General features: G+C 62.8%; 17 protein-coding genes. 8 read left to right on the top strand and 9 right to left on the bottom strand.

Going from position 1 to position 17,870, the window contains the following annotated elements:
- The first annotated feature begins 23 nt into the window (after window positions 1-23).
- Window positions 24-539: a TRAP transporter small permease gene (locus tag L6637_RS31085; RefSeq protein ID WP_237872890.1), complete on the top strand. Its 516-nt coding sequence runs from the start codon at window positions 24-26 to the stop codon at window positions 537-539.
- 16 nt (window positions 540-555) lie between these two features.
- Window positions 556-1,845: a TRAP transporter large permease gene (locus tag L6637_RS31090; RefSeq protein ID WP_237872892.1), complete on the top strand. Its 1,290-nt coding sequence runs from the start codon at window positions 556-558 to the stop codon at window positions 1,843-1,845.
- A 50-nt stretch (window positions 1,846-1,895) separates the two neighbouring features.
- On the opposite strand, the gene L6637_RS31095 is transcribed toward L6637_RS31090, so the two are convergent.
- Together L6637_RS31095 and L6637_RS31100 are read right to left on the bottom strand one after the other, a co-directional pair.
- Entirely contained in the window at window positions 1,896-2,624 is a 729-nt protein-coding gene (locus L6637_RS31095; RefSeq protein ID WP_237866807.1) for a Crp/Fnr family transcriptional regulator, read from the bottom strand.
- Window positions 2,625-3,107: 483 nt separating this feature from the next.
- Window positions 3,108-3,821 (bottom strand): helix-turn-helix domain-containing protein, encoded by a 714-nt coding sequence (locus L6637_RS31100; RefSeq protein WP_237866809.1) that lies wholly within the window; start codon window positions 3,819-3,821, stop codon window positions 3,108-3,110.
- 156 nt (window positions 3,822-3,977) lie between these two features.
- On the opposite strand from L6637_RS31100, the gene L6637_RS31105 reads away from it, so the two are divergent.
- Window positions 3,978-4,295 carry a c-type cytochrome gene (locus L6637_RS31105; RefSeq protein WP_237866810.1) on the top strand — a complete coding sequence of 106 codons (318 nt, stop codon included), beginning with the start codon at window positions 3,978-3,980 and terminating at the stop codon, window positions 4,293-4,295.
- 2 nt (window positions 4,296-4,297) lie between these two features.
- On the opposite strand, the gene L6637_RS31110 is transcribed toward L6637_RS31105, so the two are convergent.
- From L6637_RS31110 to L6637_RS31120, 3 genes are read right to left on the bottom strand one after another with little or no spacing between them, the layout of a single operon-like run.
- The gene (locus tag L6637_RS31110; RefSeq protein ID WP_237872893.1) at window positions 4,298-5,401 is read right to left on the bottom strand and encodes an ABC-type transport auxiliary lipoprotein family protein; all 1,104 of its coding nucleotides are present in this window, start codon (window positions 5,399-5,401) and stop codon (window positions 4,298-4,300) included.
- Window positions 5,402-5,404: 3 nt separating this feature from the next.
- Window positions 5,405-6,175 carry an ABC transporter ATP-binding protein gene (locus L6637_RS31115; RefSeq protein ID WP_237866814.1) on the bottom strand — a complete coding sequence of 257 codons (771 nt, stop codon included), beginning with the start codon at window positions 6,173-6,175 and terminating at the stop codon, window positions 5,405-5,407.
- Between the two features lie 2 nt (window positions 6,176-6,177).
- Window positions 6,178-7,314 (bottom strand): ABC transporter permease, encoded by a 1,137-nt coding sequence (locus L6637_RS31120; RefSeq protein WP_237872894.1) that lies wholly within the window; start codon window positions 7,312-7,314, stop codon window positions 6,178-6,180.
- Between the two features lie 174 nt (window positions 7,315-7,488).
- Here L6637_RS31120 and L6637_RS31125 point away from each other — a divergent pair, with 174 nt between their 5' ends.
- Window positions 7,489-7,764 carry a hypothetical protein gene (locus L6637_RS31125; protein WP_237866818.1) on the top strand — a complete coding sequence of 92 codons (276 nt, stop codon included), beginning with the start codon at window positions 7,489-7,491 and terminating at the stop codon, window positions 7,762-7,764.
- A complete protein-coding gene (locus L6637_RS31130) occupies window positions 7,765-8,253 on the top strand; it encodes a phage holin family protein (RefSeq protein ID WP_237872895.1) in 489 nt (162 codons plus the stop codon).
- Between the two features lie 9 nt (window positions 8,254-8,262).
- Here the strand turns inward: L6637_RS31130 and L6637_RS31135 are convergent, their stop codons facing one another.
- Both L6637_RS31135 and L6637_RS31140 read right to left on the bottom strand, forming a co-directional pair.
- Window positions 8,263-10,953, bottom strand: coding sequence for a bifunctional acetate--CoA ligase family protein/GNAT family N-acetyltransferase (locus L6637_RS31135; protein WP_237872896.1), 2,691 nt, complete (start codon window positions 10,951-10,953; stop codon window positions 8,263-8,265).
- A gap of 71 nt (window positions 10,954-11,024) precedes the next feature.
- Window positions 11,025-11,864: a universal stress protein gene (locus L6637_RS31140; RefSeq protein ID WP_237872897.1), complete on the bottom strand. Its 840-nt coding sequence runs from the start codon at window positions 11,862-11,864 to the stop codon at window positions 11,025-11,027.
- 202 nt (window positions 11,865-12,066) lie between these two features.
- Between L6637_RS31140 and L6637_RS31145 the strand changes: the two genes are divergently transcribed.
- Together L6637_RS31145 and L6637_RS31150 are read left to right on the top strand one after the other, a co-directional pair.
- Window positions 12,067-13,590 carry a bifunctional aminoglycoside phosphotransferase/ATP-binding protein gene (locus tag L6637_RS31145; RefSeq protein WP_237872898.1) on the top strand — a complete coding sequence of 508 codons (1,524 nt, stop codon included), beginning with the start codon at window positions 12,067-12,069 and terminating at the stop codon, window positions 13,588-13,590.
- Between the two features lie 25 nt (window positions 13,591-13,615).
- Window positions 13,616-14,590, top strand: coding sequence for a CHAD domain-containing protein (locus L6637_RS31150; protein WP_237866826.1), 975 nt, complete (start codon window positions 13,616-13,618; stop codon window positions 14,588-14,590).
- On the opposite strand, the gene L6637_RS31155 is transcribed toward L6637_RS31150, so the two are convergent.
- Window positions 14,587-16,431 (bottom strand): PHA/PHB synthase family protein, encoded by a 1,845-nt coding sequence (locus L6637_RS31155; protein WP_237873011.1) that lies wholly within the window; start codon window positions 16,429-16,431, stop codon window positions 14,587-14,589. The two genes, L6637_RS31150 and L6637_RS31155, sit on opposite strands and share 4 nt — an antisense overlap.
- Before the next feature lie 207 nt (window positions 16,432-16,638).
- On the opposite strand from L6637_RS31155, the gene L6637_RS31160 reads away from it, so the two are divergent.
- Entirely contained in the window at window positions 16,639-17,367 is a 729-nt protein-coding gene (locus L6637_RS31160; protein WP_237872900.1) for a CBS domain-containing protein, read from the top strand.
- Window positions 17,368-17,394: 27 nt separating this feature from the next.
- On the opposite strand, the gene L6637_RS31165 is transcribed toward L6637_RS31160, so the two are convergent.
- Entirely contained in the window at window positions 17,395-17,853 is a 459-nt protein-coding gene (locus L6637_RS31165) for a RidA family protein (RefSeq protein ID WP_237872902.1), read from the bottom strand.
- Between the last annotated feature and the right edge of the window lie 17 nt (window positions 17,854-17,870).

The raw sequence follows: 17,870 nt of genomic DNA on the forward strand, positions 1-17,870 counted from the left end.
CACCGACAGAGCAGGAAACGAGGATGGCCGCACTGTTTCGCCGAGCGATGGACTTTCTCTACCTGTTGTGCGTGATCGTCGGCTGCATCGCACTGGTGCTGATCTCCGCGGTGATCCCGTGGGCGGTGTTCACGCGTTACGTGCTCAACAGCGCGGCTTCATGGCCGGAGCCAATGGCGGTGCTGCTGACGATCGTGCTGACCTTCATCGGCGCCGCCGCCGGCTATCGGCTCAACCTGCACATGAGTGTCAACTATTTCGCCAAGAAGCTGCCTCCGCTGCTGCAGCGGGCGACGGACATTCTGGTCCAGCTTCTGATGGCGCTGATCGCACTGTTCATGGTGATCTGGGGCGAGAGCCTGGTCGAGGTCACCTGGCACAACAGCATCGCCGACTTTCCCTCGCTGTCGGTCGGCGTCACCTATCTGCCGATCCCGATCGGCGGCGTCTGTCTGCTCCTGTTCGTGATCGAACGGATTTTCCTCGGCGTGCCGCCCGACCCGATCGGCAAGCATTCCGAAACCGCCCCCTTCGAGTGAGCCGGGAGTCATCGCAATGGACATCTTCATCCTCCTCGGCACGATGATCGTATGCTTCCTGATCGGCATGCCGATCGCCTATTCGCTGGCAATGGCGGCGATCGCCGGTGCGCTGTCGGTCGGTATCCCCCTGGAAGCGTTGATGCTGAAAATCTCGGACGGCGTCAGCAAGGTTGCGATGCTGACGATTCCATTCTTCGTGCTCGCCGGTGCCATCATGGCCGAAGGCGGCATGGCGCGGCGGCTGGTTGCCTTTGCCGACGTGCTGGTCGGCTTGACGCGCCTGCGCGGCGGCCTGTCGATCGTCAACGTGCTGGCGACCACGTTCCTCAGCGGCATCTCCGGCTCGGCGGTGGCCGATACGTCGGCGATCGGCTCGGTGATGATCCCGCAGATGGAGAAGAACGGCTATCCGCGCGTCTTCGCCACCAACCTCACCATCTCGTCCTCGGTGCAGGCGCTGCTGGTGCCGCCGAGCCACAACGCCGTGCTCTATTCGCTTGCCACCGGCGGCACGATCTCGATCAGCGCGCTGTTCATGGCGGGCGTTTTCCCGGGACTGCTGATCGGCTTCTCCCTGATCATGCTGTGCCTGGTGATTGCCTATCGTGAGGGCCACCCGCAGGGCCGCACCGTGCCGGCCAAGGATGCCATCAGGATCACGATCGATGCGGCCTGGGGCCTGATCACGCTCGTCATCATCCTCGGCGGCATTCTGGGCGGCATCTTCACCGCGATCGAAGCCGGCGCGGTCGCCTGCATCTGGGCGTTCTTCGTCACCATGTTCGTCTACCGCGACTACAAATGGCGCGACCTGCCGGTGCTGCTGCACCGGACCTTGCGCACCGTCGCGATGGTGATGACGCTGATCGCCTGTGCTTCCGCCGTCGGTTACATCATGGCGCTGACGCAGATGCCGGCGAAGATGACGGCGTTCTTCCTGTCGATCTCCAGCAACAAATACGTCATCCTGTTGCTGCTCAACGTCCTATTGCTGCTGCTTGGCACGCTGCTCGACATGGCGCCGTCGATCCTCATCGCCACGCCGATCCTGCTGCCGGTGATGCAGAATTTCGGCGTCGATCCCGTGCACTTCGGCATGATCATGCTGCTCAATCTCGGCATCGGCCTGTGCCATCCGCCGGTCGGCGCGATCCTGTTCGTCGGCTGCGCCGTCGGCAAGGTCTCGCTCGAGGAGGTCATGCGCAAGATCTGGCCGTTCTACGGCGTCATGCTGTTCGTGCTGATGCTCGTCACCTACCTGCCGGAGATCTCGCTCTGGCTGCCGCGTCACATCCTGCACTGAAGCGGACCGCGCCGGCTTGACGTCGCCGGCGCGTCCCTCGATCGGCAGGATCACTCGCCGTCGAGACCGCTCTCGGCAAGCTCGCGCAGCGCCTCGGTATCGAGCACGACGATGGCGCCATGCTCAAGGCGGACCCAGTTACGGCCGGCCCACGCGCGTAATTGCTTGTTGATGCTCTCGCGCGTCATCCCCACCATTTCGCTGATCTCCTGCTGGGTGATCGCGAGGGTGCCGCTGCCGGAATCGAACTTACGCTCCTCGGTGAGGCCGAGCAGCGCACTCGCAAGCCGCCCCGGCAGATTCTGCAAGATCACCTGCTCGACCTGCTGGCTGGTCCAGCGCAACCGCGCGCAAAGCAATTCGATGAATTTCATCGCGAGTGCCGGCTGACTCTTCACGAACGGAAGGAAGTCGCGGCGGTCGATAATGTAGAGCTCGCAATTGGTGTTCGCGGTCGCATCGGCCGACCGTGGTGCGCCATCGAGCACCGCGATCTCGCCGAAGATCTCTCCGGGACCGATCAGATTGAGAATGGCGTTCCGGCCATCGGGGGATGAGGAGGAAATTTTCACTGTTCCCGTGATCACCGCGAACAGATTGTTTCCGGGATCGCCCTTGGCGGCGATCGTCGCTCCGCGCTTGACCGTGGTGTGCTTGGCGTAGCGGCAGAGTTGATCGAGCGCGTCCGGCTCCAGATCTGCGAAGATCGGATGCTTGCGCAGGACCGACAGTTTGTTACCCGACGACTGCCGGGGGTCGCCGGTCTTGTCCTGAGGCACGCCGGGACTCCTAAGACTGCGAGCGCTGGAGTTCCTGCGTAGTCAGTGTTGCCCGTCTTTTCAACCGGAAAGCGGGGGACAGTTTGAGGCAAGTGCCGTTAAAATGCCGCGGTCGCGCCACGAGTCTGCACCTGCAGGGTGCGTCGCTGCGATCCAAACCATGCAGAGTTGCAGAGAAGGCAGATAGCGATTAGTCGCGAGCACCGCGGAACAGGCCGACGGCCACCTGGAAGACGCATCCAAGTGATCTCGGGAACTTCAGCCCTTCGTATTTGAACCGCGCCTGCCAGCACTGGTCTGTCGGTCCGCCCAAGCCAGCGCCCAGGCAAATGCGACAAAGACGGCCACAACGGCCATGGTCACCAGCAGCGCGTCAGTCGGCATCATGCCCTCCCGAACTTTGTTGTGGGCATTATTGGCGAGGCACGATTGCCGTCATTGATCCGGATCAAAAATCAGCGGAGGCCCGGGCAAGGCCGGGATTCAGGCTGCGGCCAAAGCTTCGACCCGGGCGGGGTCGCGCAGGCTGATTCCACCATGGATGATCTCGATCGCACCGTGCCGTTCCAGCTTGGTGAAGGTGCGGCTGACGGTTTCGATGGTCAGGCCAAGATAGTCCGCAATGTCCTGCCGGCTCATCGGCAAGGGGACCGTATTCGACGCGCCCTTGAGCGAGACCAGTCGCTCCCGCCAGCCGAGCAGAAAGGTCGCGACTTTTTCATCCGCCGAGCGACGGCCGAGCAGGACCATGTGGTCGCGCGCCTGGCTCAGCTCGCGGATCGCCAGCTCGTTGATCCGCTTGAGGAGATGGGGTCGGTCCTCGATGAAGCGGCCGAACGGTGCCTTGGCGAATTGGCACACGGTCACAGCACCGATCGCATCGGCCGAAAAATTGTGGCGGCCGGATAAGTTCATCCCAAGGAAATCACCGGGCAAGGCAAAGCCCACGATCTGCCGCCGACCGTCAGGCAGCAGCTTGTAGAGCCGCATCACGCCTTCGAGGAGGTTGTAGAACGAGGTCGTGATATCCTCCTCGGAAAACACGGTCTCGCCCGCCCCGAAATGAACGCGGCGCCCGAGATGCTCGAACTCCCTGAGCTCGGCCGGGTCCATCGACGCACAAACCGCGATACCGCGGACCGCGCAGTCGCTGCAAAAATGACCGTTTGGCTCAATCATCGTCACGGAAGCCTTCATCCCACCGCTCCAGGCGTCACCGAATCTCCGCCCCTGACAGAGATCCACCGCGCCAAGTGCATTTTACTGCAACCTGCCAAAGCCGATTGACGCAGATCAAATTTGACGCCCACCCCCGCCCTACTCTGCGCCGAGAATTCAACGGGACCAATTTCCATGCTGCATACCGCGTTGCGCCACGGCCTGATTGGGCTGCTTCTGGTCACTCCCGCCCTCGGCGCGCCGACCGCCGAACAACGCGGCAAGGCCTATGCGCGCGCCAATTGCGCGCGCTGCCACGCGATCGACCGTCGCTCAGAAAGCCCGCTTAAGATCGCTCCGCCGTTCAGGACCTTGCACCAGCGTTACGCGATCGATTCCCTCGAGGAAGCGCTCGCCGAAGGCATCTATACCGGCCACGCCGACATGCCCGCTTTCGAGCTCGAGCCTGACCAGATCCATGATCTGCTGTCCTATCTCAAGACGCTCGAGTAGCTTTACACCGCCTGCACGGTCCAGCCGATCAGCTCCCTGGCGACGCGCGCGAAAGCTGCGTCGAACGCCGTGACCGCGGCAGCTGGCTCGACCTTGTCCAGTTTCTCGCTGGTCTCGATCAGGCGTGATGCGATCACCTTGCCATTCTTGTCGACGAGCCGTGCCGACAGTCCGATTTCGGCCCGCGGCTCCCCCTCCGTGGCAATGCGGAAGCGCCTGATGTCGATCAATAGCTGATAGTCCGCCTGCCCCAAGTCTGTCGTCCGCAACGGGGCGTGCGCGATATCGTAATTCTCGAAGCTATCGATCAGCCGCGCCTGCACCAGCTTTGGAATGCTGTCGGCCCACAGGAAGTCGGCGAAGCCCTTAATATCGCCAACCGGCGAGAACAGCATGCGCTGCGTCTGAAGCATCGCCACCGCGGTCGGCTCCGGAATAGCCAGCGATGCCGAGAGTGTCTTGCCGACCTGTCCAAGCTCCAGCGGCGTGCGGAGATCATAGGTGATCTTCTGCGCGGGTGCGCCGCCGCCCGTCATTTTCTCGAGGCCCGCCAGGATGCCGTCAATCTTGCCCGTGTTGCGCGCGAGGCCATCCGAGAACGTCTTGAAATTGGCGATGGTGTCCTTGAGTGGACCGGAATTGTCCTCAAGCACGGAATCGACGCGGCGCAGCGCATCGCGTGCTGCCTGCGTCATGCTCTGGCCCGCGCCGGCCTCGGCGATCAAAGTCAGGGGTTCGCCGGACTTCGCGACGATCATGCCGCCCTCCAGCGTCACCACCGGCACGCCCGTCAGCCCTTGGAACTCAAGCCCGACCTTGGTGTCGGTCCGCACCGGCGTTGCCGAAGCGACCGAGATCGTCGCGTTGACAAAGCGCGGGTTGTCGGGCGCGAGGCCAAGCTGCGTCACCTCACCGACGCGGATGCCGTTGAATAGCACCCCGGCACCAACCAGAAGACCTGGCACCGGTCCCTGGAATTGTACATGGTAGTTCGCGCGCGGCCCGATGCCACCGCTGTTGTTCAGCCAATAGACGAAGCCGAATACCGCGAGGATCGCGGCCAGCACGAAGGCGCCGATCAGCACATAGGGAGCGCGGGTTTCCATGTCTCATCTCATCTGTGGTTGCAGCATCTGCGAGCGCTTGCCGTGGAAATAGGCCCGCACCCAAGGATGCTCGGATTGCAGCAGGTCGCGCATCGGTCCGATCGCCACGATCCTGCCGTCGGCAAGCGCAGCGACGCGGTCGCAGACCGTGGTGAGGCTTGCGAGATCATGGGTGACCATGAAGACGGTGAGCCCCAGGGTCTTTTGCAACGTCCGGATTAGCGTATCGAAATCGCCTGCGGCGATCGGGTCGAGGCCGGACGTCGGCTCGTCGAGGAAGAGGATTGGTGGATCGAGCGCGAGCGCGCGCGCCAGCGCCACGCGTTTGGTCATTCCGCCCGAAAGTTCGGAGGGATATTTGTCGCCGTCCTGCGCGCGTAGTCCAACCATCTCGAGCTTGGCGATCGCGATCTCGTCCATCAGCTCCTGCGACAACACGAGATTTTCGCGAAGCGGAAATTGTACGTTCTGCCTGACGGTGAGCGAAGAGAACAGCGCGCCCTGCTGGAACAGGATGCCCCATGTCGCTGCGCGGCTGCCACCATGCGGGCCGCCAATCGGCTGTCCCATGACTTCGATGGTGCCGCTGCGACGCGGGATAAGACCGATGATGGTACGCATCAGCACCGACTTGCCGCCACCAGACGCGCCCACCAGCCCGAGGATCTCGCCGCGGCGGACATCGAGCGATAGATGGTCGAGCACGGTCTGACGGCCAAAACCGACCACGAGGTCACGGACCCGGATCGCGAACTCTGCTTGCGGCTCGGGCATCGTCACATTCCGATCGACGCGAAGAAGATCGCGAACAGGCCGTCGAGCACGATCACCAGGAAGATCGACTTGACCACCGATGTCGTCGTCTGGCGCCCAAGGGATTCAGCGCTCCCTTTGACGCGCAATCCTTCGCTGCAGGCGACGATCCCGATGACCAGAGCCATGAACGGCGCCTTCAGGATCCCGACCTCGAAATGAGTGACGGAAATGGCCTCGTGCAGGCGCGCGACGTAGATCGCAGGCCCCATGTCGCCGTAGAATTGTGCAACCAGACCGCCGCCATAGAGCGCGGCCATCGATCCGATGAAGGCGAGAATTGGCAGCGCGATGACGAGGGCGGCCACGCGCGGCAAGATCAGGACGTCGACGGGATCGAGCCCCATGGTCGAGAGCGCGTCGATCTCTTCACGCATTTTCATCGAGCCGAGCTCGGCGGTATAGGCGCTTCCCGAACGTCCTGCGACCATGATGGCCACGATGAGCACGCCGAGCTCACGCAAGACGAGGATGCCGACCATGTCGACTGTGTAGGACTCCGCGCCGAACCTGCGAAAATGAAAGAATCCCTGCTGGGCGATGATGGCGCCGATCAGGAAGGTGATCAGTACGACGATGGGAATCGCCTGCAACCCGATCCGGTTGAGCTGGTAGACCAGCGACGTCAGCCGCAGCGAGCGAGGCCGCCGCAAGACGCCGACCATCGCCATGAACAGGGCGCCCAGCATTTGCAGAAAGATCGCGATATCTTCACGGGCACCGATCGTGGCCTTGCCGAGGTCATTCAGCCTCTGCAGGACCGGGTTGGAGGCAGCCACTGGCGGCGGCGTGTGACGATTGACCTGCCGCACCTCTTCCAGCAGCCCACTGAAGTGATCGGCCACGCCCACGACCTCGGCTGGCCTGCCAGATGACGCAGCCTTGCGCGAGAGCTTCTCCAGGATCCAGGCACCGAGCGTATCGAGCGCGCTGATGCCCGACATGTCCAGGGTCACGGCTCTGGATCGATCGACCTCAGCGCCGACCGAGCGGGACAATGTCTCCAACGTCGTCACATTCGCCGCAGTCCAGGGCCCTTCCGGGCGCAATTTTAGCACATCGCCAGACGGCGTCGCCAGCAACAGCGGTTCTGGGTTCACGCTTCCACCTCATCGGGACAATTGGGTCCCATTCAGCCGCCATTTCTAGGCCAGCATGTGGCGGCGGGTTTGACCTGTCTCAAGACTGCGACTACCCGGCCCGCTTGACGCAAATCAAGCGCGGGCACACCGGCGCGACTTAGGTTTGGTCCATTCAATGGAGACATCAAATCCATGTTCGACAGCGACAGGATGAGCGAAGAATTGCGGACGCTGAAGGTGGACGTCGCCCGGCTGCTGAGCACGGCTGGCGAGGAGATGTTCGAGAGTTCAAAGGACCGGGCCGAGATCCTCGCCGATCAGATCAAGGCGGCACTGGCCGAACTCGGCGAAACCGTCAGCGAGGAACAGGAGCAGCTTCATGACTTTATCACGGAGCGCCCCGTAGCCTCGCTCGCTTCCGCATTTGCGCTCGGCGTGGTCGTCGGCTTCATGCTGAGGAGGCATTAGGTGAATACCGAGAATGTGGTCAAGCATCTGCGCGTCTTGTGGCGCACTGACAGGATCATCGCGGATATCCGGCTGCGCCACTTGCTGGTCGGGCTTGGACTGCGGGCCTTCGCGGCACTGATCGCCGCATTCGGTCTGTTGATGCTGGAGCTGTCGGCCTACTTCGCCCTGGTCCAGATCTGGAGTGCGATCGCCGCGGCGGCCGTCCTTGGAGCGATCAACTTCGCCATCGCGGCGATCCTGTTCATCGTCGCCGGGCGCCCGCCGTCCGGCCGCGACATCGAGCTCGCCAATGAAATCCACGGCACTTCAATCGAGGCGCTTCAAATCGAAGCCCGGGCGTTTCAGACCGAATTGAACGGCGCGGTCCACCATCCGCTCAGCACGATCGTGCCGGTGCTGGTGCCGCTCATCGCGATCATCGTCAAGAACATGCGGAGGACCGCCAGAGAGAGTGGAGCAGACGTAACGTCCGAGGCGCGTTCGTAGCGACGCGCCTCAGAGCTTCAGCCGGACGTCGCAGATGTCTGGCTCGGTAGGATCCGGCTTGATTTCGAAGCCGAGCTGGCGGCACATCTCGAGCATGACGACGTTTTCCTTGAGCACGTCGCCCGAGATGGTCTTGAGGCCTTCCGATTTGGCGTATTCGATGATCAGCTGCATCAGGGCCCAGCCGAGACCCCTGCCCTTGAGGTCGGACCGCAGCAGGATCGCGTATTCGCCTCTCTCGTAGATCGAGTCGGAGTGCAACCGCACCACACCAACCATCTCGTTGCTGTCGTCGAACGCAATGAACGCCATGGCCCGCGCATAGTCGAGCTGGGTCAGGCGCGCGATGAACTCGTGGGTAAACTCCTTCATCGGCGCGAAGAATCGCAGGCGAAGATCGTGAGGCGTGACGTGACGCAGAAATTCGTGGATGGTCGGCTCGTCCTCGGGGCGCAGGGGACGCACCGAGATGTGCCAGCCGTCCTTGAGCGTAAGGCGGCGCTCCCATTGCGACGGATAGGCACGAACGGCGAAATTTGCAGGGCCGGAGCCCGCGAATTTCCGCTGCGGCGGCCCCACGGCCACGCGGGCATCGACGGCCGTTACGCCGGTTTCGTCTGCGAGCAGCGGGTTGATATCGAACTCGCGGATTTCGGGAATGTCCGCCGCGATCTGCGCCAGCTTGACCAGGACCAGAGCGACTGCGTCCTGCTTGACGGCCGGCACGTCCCGGTAGGCAGGCAGCAACCGCGACACGCGCGTGCGCTCGATCAGATCGCGGGCGAGCTGCAAATCAAGCGGCGGCAGCCCCAGGGCCTTGTCATTGATGATCTCCACCGCCGTCCCACCGCGGCCGAACACGACGACGGTGCCGAAAGTCGGATCATCGGCGAGACCCATGATCAGCTCGCGCGCCTTGGCCTTGACGACCATTGCCTGCACAATGATGCCATCAATGCGGGCTTCGGGCCGCAATGTCTTCGCCCGTGTCAGAATATCAGCGGCGGCCGCGCGTACCGCGGCCGGTGTCGTCAGATTGAGCACGACGCCTCCGACATCGGACTTGTGAACGATGTCGCGCGACAGGATCTTGAGCACGACGGTGGCGCCTTGCGCGAATATCTCGTCCGCGTAACCGACCGCCTGCTCGACATCTTCAGCCGCATAAGTCGGTACCATGGCGATGTCATAGCACCCAAGCAGATGCTTGATCTCGACAGGCTCGAGCCATTTGCGTCCGTCAGCGAGGGCCGTCGAGACGATCTGCTTCGCAGCGGCGACGTCGGGCACGAAACTGTCGGGCATTGCCGGGGGAACCTGGCTCAGCTCGTCGACCACCTCGCGATGCCGGACGATATGCATGAAACCGCGCACCGCATCGTCTTCAGTCGGATAGTTCGGAATGCCGGCGGCGGATAGCGTCGCGATGATCTCCTGATCGGCCCCGATCCAAGCCGCAAGCACGGGCTTGGCCCAACTTCGGTGCTTCTCGCGGTATCTTCTGATGACTTCGGTCACGGTCGTCGCGATCTCGGCGGCCGATGCGATCGCGGTCTGCACGTTGAGCACCAGGACCGCGTCATTGCCGGGATCGTCAAGCAGAACCTCCAGCGCTGCGGCGTAACGCGGCGCATCGGCGTCGCCGACGATGTCAACGGGATTTGCGCCTGACCAGGCCGGCGGCAGCACCGCGTCGAGTCTCTGGCGCGTCTGCGGTGTCATGGGCGCGGGAACTCCGCCAAGGTCCGCGAGCCGATCAACCGCGAGGACACCGATGCCGCCGCCATTGGTCAGAATCGCAAGGCGCTTTCCTGCCGGGGACCCGACCCGGCCCAGGGTCTCGGCACAATCGAACAGCTCGCGCAGATCGGATACCCGAAGGACGCCGGCGCGGCGGAAGGCGGCATCATAGACCGCGTCGGCGCCAGCGAGCGCACCTGTATGCGTGGCAGCCGCCGTCGCCCCGTGCGCCATGCGGCCGGACTTCACGACCACGACTGGCTTCACGCGCGCCGCGGCGCGCGCCGCCGACATGAATTTCCGGGCGTCCTTGATGGCCTCGATGTAGAGCAGGATCGCCCGCGTCTTGTGGTCCATCGCGAAATAGTCGAGCAGATCCGCGATATCGACGTCGATCTGATCGCCAATCGTGACGATGCCCGAGAAGCCCACGCCACGTTGCGTTGCCCAGTCTACCATGCCGGCTGCGATCGCGCCCGATTGCGAGATCAGCGCGAGGTTGCCTGCCGCCGGCATATGCGCCGCGAAGGTCGCATTGAGGCTTGTGCCGGGCATCATGATGCCGAGACAGTTGGGGCCGATCAGCCGCATGCCATATTTGCGGGCGGCGGCGACGGTGGCTTCCTGAAGCGATCCAGGTCCCTGGCCGAGCCCCGCCGAAACGATTAGAGCTCCGGCCGAGCCACGACGGCCGGCCTGATCGATGATGTCGGGAATCTCACCTGCCGGCGCGGTGACGACGATGAGCTCGGGCACGAAGGACAGTTGCGCCAGGCTGGCCACTGCAGCCATGCCGCCGATCTCCGCATGGCGCGGGTTCACCAGGCCGAACGGCCCCTTGAACTTCGCCTTGCGAATGTTCTCCAGGACCGCACGCCCGACGGAGACCGGGCGGGAGCTTGCGCCGACCAGCGCGACCGACTGGGGCGACAACAGGTTTTTCAGGCGGTAAGTCGACATAATCACAATCGTCCGATCGGGCAACGGGTCCGACAGAAGCTAGACCGGATAGGATAAGAGTTGAAACGCACCTAGTGCGACATCATCACCCAACATGGTGGCTGGCCGATGACGGTCTTGGTCACCCCGCCCCAGACGGTCTCGTTCAGGCGCGAATGGCGATAGGCCCCCATGACGATGGCGTCGACGGCGTGAGATTGTGCCCAGCTCCCGAGCACCTTGCCGATCGAACTTCCGTTGCCCTTCACCGTTTCGAAGGATGCATAAATCCCATGTTCCCTGAGATGATGGACGAGACTGTCGCCGGATTGCGCAATCGCCTCGTCCTGATCGTCTGCCACGGTGACGACGTGTACCATAGTTGCCGCTTGCAGGATCGGCAATGCATCGCCGACCGCGCGTGCGGCGCGCGCCGAGTGGTCCCAGGCAATCATGACATTCTCGAATTCCGGCCGCAACGTCGCCGCGTACTGCTCCGGACATAGCAGCAGCGGCCGGCCGGATTGGAACAGGAACGTTTCAACGAGGTTTTCGGTTTGGCTGTCGTGCGGCTTCACGGGAATCAAAGCGAGATCGCTGAACCGCGCATGCTCGGCCAGGGTCGACGCGATCTGGTCCGCCGGCACCCTGCCCGCGCGGCTTTGGGCGCGAATGCCGACCCGCGAGGCAGCGTTGGTGAATGCATTCAAGAGCTGCTGCATCTCGCCCGCCTCGCGCGCACGGCCAAGTTCGGCGGGCTCCGGGTCGCCGGGAAACACCACTTTCGGCCGCACGAAGGCATCGTCCTCGAACGCGAGGCCGGTGATCCTGGCACCGAGATCGGCGGCAACGGCGACGCACTTCTCGATTGCAGCCAACGTAGGGGCGCGCGCCTCGCCAAACAGCGGCAGAAAGACGTCCTTGATGGGCATCGGATTCTCCTTAAAAATCAGAATAGGCCGCCTTCGGTCTGGACGCTTGATCCTCCTCAAGCCGGGAAAACTCCGCTCCGGGCCGGTCGAGCCGAGGCCAAGCCTTGACGGAAGTCAAGGACTGGTCTCAGCCCCGGAGTAAGGGTTACCCTGGTTTGTGGCCGGACCGTTTGGGGCGCCCATCCGCATGATGCCGGCAGGGATGACAGACAATTCTGCGACCCAGGAAAGGATCTTTGCGGCACTGACCGCGGATCCCGGCGTGAAGCGGATCGACACGCATGCAGCTTCGGTCTTCCTCGACGGGGCGCGCGCGCTGAAGATCAAGCGGACGGTCAAGTTTCCGTTCCTCGACTATTCGACACTCGATAGGCGCAAGGCGGCCTGCGAAGAGGAGATCCGGATCAACCGGCCGCACGCGCCACAGATCTATCATCGCGTTGTGGCCATCACAGAAGAGCCGGACGGATCTGTGACGATCGACGGCCGCGGTCGGCCGATCGAGTATGCCGTCGACATGTCGCGCTTCGACGAGAATCAGACGCTGGATCATCTGGCGAAGGCCGGACGGTTCGATTCGGACTTTGCGTCCGCGATCGCCGACGCGATCGCCGCCTCGCACGCGGCCGCAACGCCCACCGACAGCGCTGCATGGGTTTCCTCAATCCCAGACCTGATCGACATCAACAGCAATGGCCTGCGCAGCGGCGATCGTGTCCAAACCGCGGAGATCGAGCAGCTTGCACAAGTCTCGCACGCGACATTCCACCGCATTCGTCCGCTGCTCGAAGAACGCGGCCGGCGGGGCTTCGTCCGCCGTTGCCACGGCGATCTGCATCTTGCCAATATCGTATTGATCGAACAACAGCCTGTGCTGTTCGATGCCATCGAGTTCGACGCGAAGATGGCGACTGTCGACGTGTTCTACGACCTCGCATTCACTCTCATGGATCTGTTGCACCACGATCAGCCGCTGGCGGCCAACGTCATCCTGAACCGGTATCTTGCCGCGACAACGCCCGAAAATCTCGACGCGCTCGGCGCGCTGCCGCTGTTCATGTCCATTCGCGCGGCAATTCGCGCCCAGGTGGCGCTGGCGCGGACGAAATCGTCGCATCTCGACGATGCCGGCATTCTTGACGAGGCACGCCGCTATTTTGACCTGGCCCGGGCGCTGATCCAGCCTCCCGCTCCTCGTCTGGTCGCTGTGGGCGGACTGTCGGGCACCGGCAAAACGGTTCTGGCGCACGCACTCGCGCCGACTGTGACGCCACAGCCGGGTGCCGTCGTGCTGCGCAGCGATGTCATACGCAAGCAGATGCTCGGGGTCGCAGACACAGACCGGCTGCCACCATCCGCCTACACGCCCGAGCTTGCCGAGCGGGTCTACACGACCTTGGCCGAGCGCGCCCGCCGTGTATTGACCCAGGGCCATTCGGTGATTGTCGACGGGGTGTTCGCCCGCGATTTCGAACGAGACGCCTGCGCCAGGCTGGCCCGCGAATGCCACGTGCCTCTCACCGGCCTCTTCCTGGTCACAGATCTTGCGACCCGGCAGGCCCGAATCGGCGATCGCCGCGACGATGCGTCGGATGCCACTCAAGAGGTTGCCGCGTTGCAGGAGCACTATAATATTGGCCATATCGATTGGGCGACCATCGACGCATCCGGAACGCAAGCGCAGACGCTCCAGAGCTGCCGGGACGCGATCGCTAAGGGTAGTTAAGGCAATCTGATTGGCGCGGGCTAGGATGGCGCGACCCACCAGGAGTTCGAAGGCGACCGTCGATGCAAAGCCGGCAGCGAGCCGCAATACGTTGCCCGGCCGCCTGAGCCCCGGCATGGCCTGCGACACAGCTTTCCGAATCATCGCACGCCGTCATCTCACGGCCGTCCTTGCCCAACACGACGGCACCTGCCGTGGCGATCCGGACGCGCTGCACGAGATCCGAATCGCGCTGACCCATTTGCGGACCGCGATTCGCTTCTTTTCGCCTATGGTCGATGATGCGCTGCGCTCCAAAGTCTGGGCCGAGCTGAAGTGGCTGAATAGCCAGCTCGGCATGGTGCGCGATCTCGACGTCGCCATTGAACGCATTTTGGCCGAGACCGGCGGCGAGCTCGCTGTGATCGCCGAACTCCGACATTGGGATGAGAAGCGCGCAGAAAGCCATCGTTTGCTGGCCCGTACGCTGCAATCGGCACGATATCGTCGGCTGATCGAACAGACCTCGAGCTGGATCGAGAGGGGCCCCTGGGCGACGCGCCGTAGCAAAATGGCCATCAGGCTACGCCGCTGCCCGCTCGCCGACCACGCGACGGCACAGCTGACCGAATGGGAGAGGACGCTACTCAGGAAGGCCAAAAGGTTGCGCAAGCTTGACGTGGAGAAGCGGCACAAGCTGCGGATTCTCAACAAGCGGCTGACTTATTCGCTCGAGTCGCTGGAGGATCTGTTCACCGACAAGTCGCTGACGAAGCAGAAATCGGTCCTCAAGCAATTGCGCAAGGCGCAGAAGTCTCTCGGACAGCTGAACGACGATGCGCGCGGCCAGACACTGGCCGCGTCGTTGAACGAGGCGGCCCCCGAAGCCGGCATTCGCTTTCTCAACCGCAAGCGCGAGAAGAAACTGTTGCAGACCGCGTCGACCGCGTATCGCAAGCTGAACAAAGCCAAGCCGTTCCGCTGCTCCGATCTAACGCCGGATGCGGAGCCGGAAGACTAGGTGTGGACGTAGTCGCCGGGAGCGTCGGGCAGGCCACTAAGGTCACCATATCCGATCCGCGGCGGATCACAGAGCGCGCCGGATCTCGCGACGAGCCAGCGGGTCCACTCCGGCCACCACGATCCCTCGACATGGGGGGCGAGCTTTAGCCATTCATCCGGGCCGACATAGGGCGAGTCCGCAGCCTTGGTCATCACCTGATAGCTGTGCCCGGGCTCATCGGGCGGCGCGACGACGCCGGCATTGTGGCCGCCACTTGTCAACAGGAAGGTCAGGTCAGCGTCGACCTGATAGTGGAGCTTGTGCACGGATCGCCACGGCGCCACATGATCGGTGATCGTACCGACCACGAACATCTGGACATGTATGTCGGACAGCGAGATGTCCCTGCCTTCCACAAGGTAACGTCCTTCGGCGAGGTCGTTGTCAAGGAACAGCTTACGCAGGTATTCCGAATGCATGCGATAAGGCAATCGCGTTGCGTCCGCGTTCCAAGCCATCAGATCACTCGGCGGCGCCGCGTCGCCCATCAGGTAATCGTGCAACAGCCGCGACCAGATCAGGTCGTTCGAACGCAGCAGCGCAAACGCGCTAGCCATCTGTGCCGTATCCAGATAACCCCGCTGCCACATCATGTCTTCAAGGAAGGCAACCTGGCTTTCGTTGATGAAAAGCGTCAGCTCGCCCGCCTCGGTGAAGTCGGTCTGTGCAGCCAGGAGCGTGATGGTGCCGAGACGGTCATCACCGTCGCGCGCCATTGCAGCGGCAGCGATAGATAGCAGAGTTCCGCCAAGACAATAGCCGAGCGAATGGACCTTCTGCCCGGGCAGGATTCGGCCGATCGCATCCAGCGCGGCCATCACCCCCAGCTTGCGATAGTCGTCAAACGCAACATTCCGATCCCTGGCATCCGGATTGCGCCAAGAAATCGCGAACACGGTAAAGCCCTGATCGGTGAGAAATTTAACCAGCGAATTCTGCGGCGACAGATCCAGGATATAGTACTTCATGATCCAGGCCGGCACGATCAGGATCGGCTCGGGCCGCACTTTTGCTGATGTCGGATAATACTGGATCAGCTCGATCAGCGCGTTGCGGTAGACCACCTTGCCGGGCGACGCCGCAACCGTTTGGCCGACGACAAACTGATCGCTCCCGACAGGCTTTGCGGCCAAGAGCATCCGCATGAAATCGCCGTACCAGTTCTGCCAGCCAAAGACAAAATTCTCTCCGCCGCTTTGAAACGCCTTCTCCAGCACTTCCGGGTTTGTTGCTGCGAAATTCGACGGCGCAAGCATGTCCAGCATCTGGCGCATCGAGAATTCGACAATGGCTTCATTCGCACGCGAGACGCCTCGCACACCCGTCGTGGCATCGTGCCACCAGCGCTCGCCGAGCAGAAACGCCTGCGCCAGAAGATTGAAGGGCGCGGCCTCCCATTGCGGTTCCTTGAAACGGCGGTCTCGTTTCTCTGGCCGGATCACGGACCAGGGCTCCAGCCCCGCTGTCGTCACGTGCGCAGCTGCTTCCAGCAACCGGCTGCTATCACGAATGACGTTGTTAGCGATCTCCATCCGTCGCTGCGGCGCCCACGCGAGATGGGAACTCCAGTCGAGCCAGGCAAGCATCAAGGCGGTCGGCGAAAGTCCGCCCGTGTACCGCGCCAGCCTCGCATGGAACATGCGGTCCAGAGAATAACGTTCATACGCCGGCTCGGCGGCTGGCATCTCGGCGATAGGTTTGTTGTTCGTCGCAGACGGCGCGGCGCCAACAACCGGTTCGACGGATGACACTGGCAACACCGGCTCTCCGGTCCGGGGAAGGATCTGTACGACGCTCATGGCCAAGGATTCTCGTGCGCTTCTGGTCTTCGCAGCGCAGGATATGGCCTCCGGCCCGGCAAACGTTGAGCTGCATCAATTGCAGAGATTGATCACAATCGCTCAACCAGGACGGACCGAGCTCGTCGCTTGACATGCGTCAAACCATACCGCCGGGCACCATCTAGATTTGACCTGCAAAAATTTGACAAGCCAGCGGAGCACCCCATGCGCGCCCACCAGATCATGACCCGGTCGGTCATCTCAGTTACCCCCGACACCAGCATCGTCGAAGCCGCGAATATCATGCTGAAGCGTCACGTCAGCGGCCTGACCGTGGTCGACGACAGCGGCAAGCTAGTCGGCGTGGTCTCGGAGGGTGACTTCATCCGCCGCAGTGAAATCGGTACCGGGCGCAAACGCGGACGCTGGCTGCGGTTCATTCTCGGCTCCGGCAAGTCGGCCAGCGACTTCGTCCACGAACACGGCCGCAAAGTTTCCGAGGTGATGACCACATCGCCCGTAACCATCACCGAGGATACCGCGCTTGCCGAGATCGTCGATCTGATGGAGCGAAACAATGTGAAGCGTCTTCCGGTGATTCGCGGCGACAAGGTCGTCGGCATCGTGTCACGCGCCAATCTGCTACAAGCGGTGGCAGGCCTTGCCCGCGAGGTGCCGGACCCGACTGCCGACGACGATCACATCCGCGGACGCATCATCGATGCCATGGAGAAATACGACTGGTGCCCGTTCGGGCTAAATGTCATCGTGCGCGATGGTATCGTTCACTTGAGCGGCGTCATCACCGAGGAGCGGGCACGACAGGCAGCGGTCGTAGCCGCCGAGAACGTCGAGGGCGTCAAAAAGGTGCACGACCATCTCTGCTGGGTCGACACCATGTCGGGCGTCTATCTGAATTCGCCCGAGGATGACGATCTCGCCAAAGCAAGCTGAAACGGCGAGCTGCGCGCGAGAAGCGGCTCAGTGAGGAATGATGGCGGTGGCCTCGATCTCGACGCGCGCCGCCTTCTCGACCAGACGCACCACCTGAACCAGCGCCATCGCGGGATAGTGCGCACCGAAGATCGCACGGTAGATTTTGCCGAGCTCCTTCAGGTTTGCGAGGTACTCCTCCATATCGACGACGTACCAGGTCAAGCGCACCAGATGCTCGGGCCGCGCGCCGGCCTCGGCCAGGATCTCGGCGATGTTGCTCAGCGTCTGGCGCACCTGCGCGACAAAGCCGTCAGCGAGACGCTCCTGGGCATCCCAGCCGATCACGCCGCCGGTGACGACAATGCGTCCCTCGACGGCCATGCCGTTGGCATAACCCTTCGGCATCGGCCAGCCGGAGGGCTGGAGCACCTGCGCCCCGCGGCTGGTGTTATCCTCGGCAGCAGTCGGTAGCACCGCAAGCTGTGGGCCCTTCGGCGTTGTCACGGACAATTCTTGATCCT

This window comes from Bradyrhizobium zhengyangense, assembly GCF_022012435.1.
GTDB lineage: Bacteria > Pseudomonadota > Alphaproteobacteria > Rhizobiales > Xanthobacteraceae > Bradyrhizobium > Bradyrhizobium zhengyangense.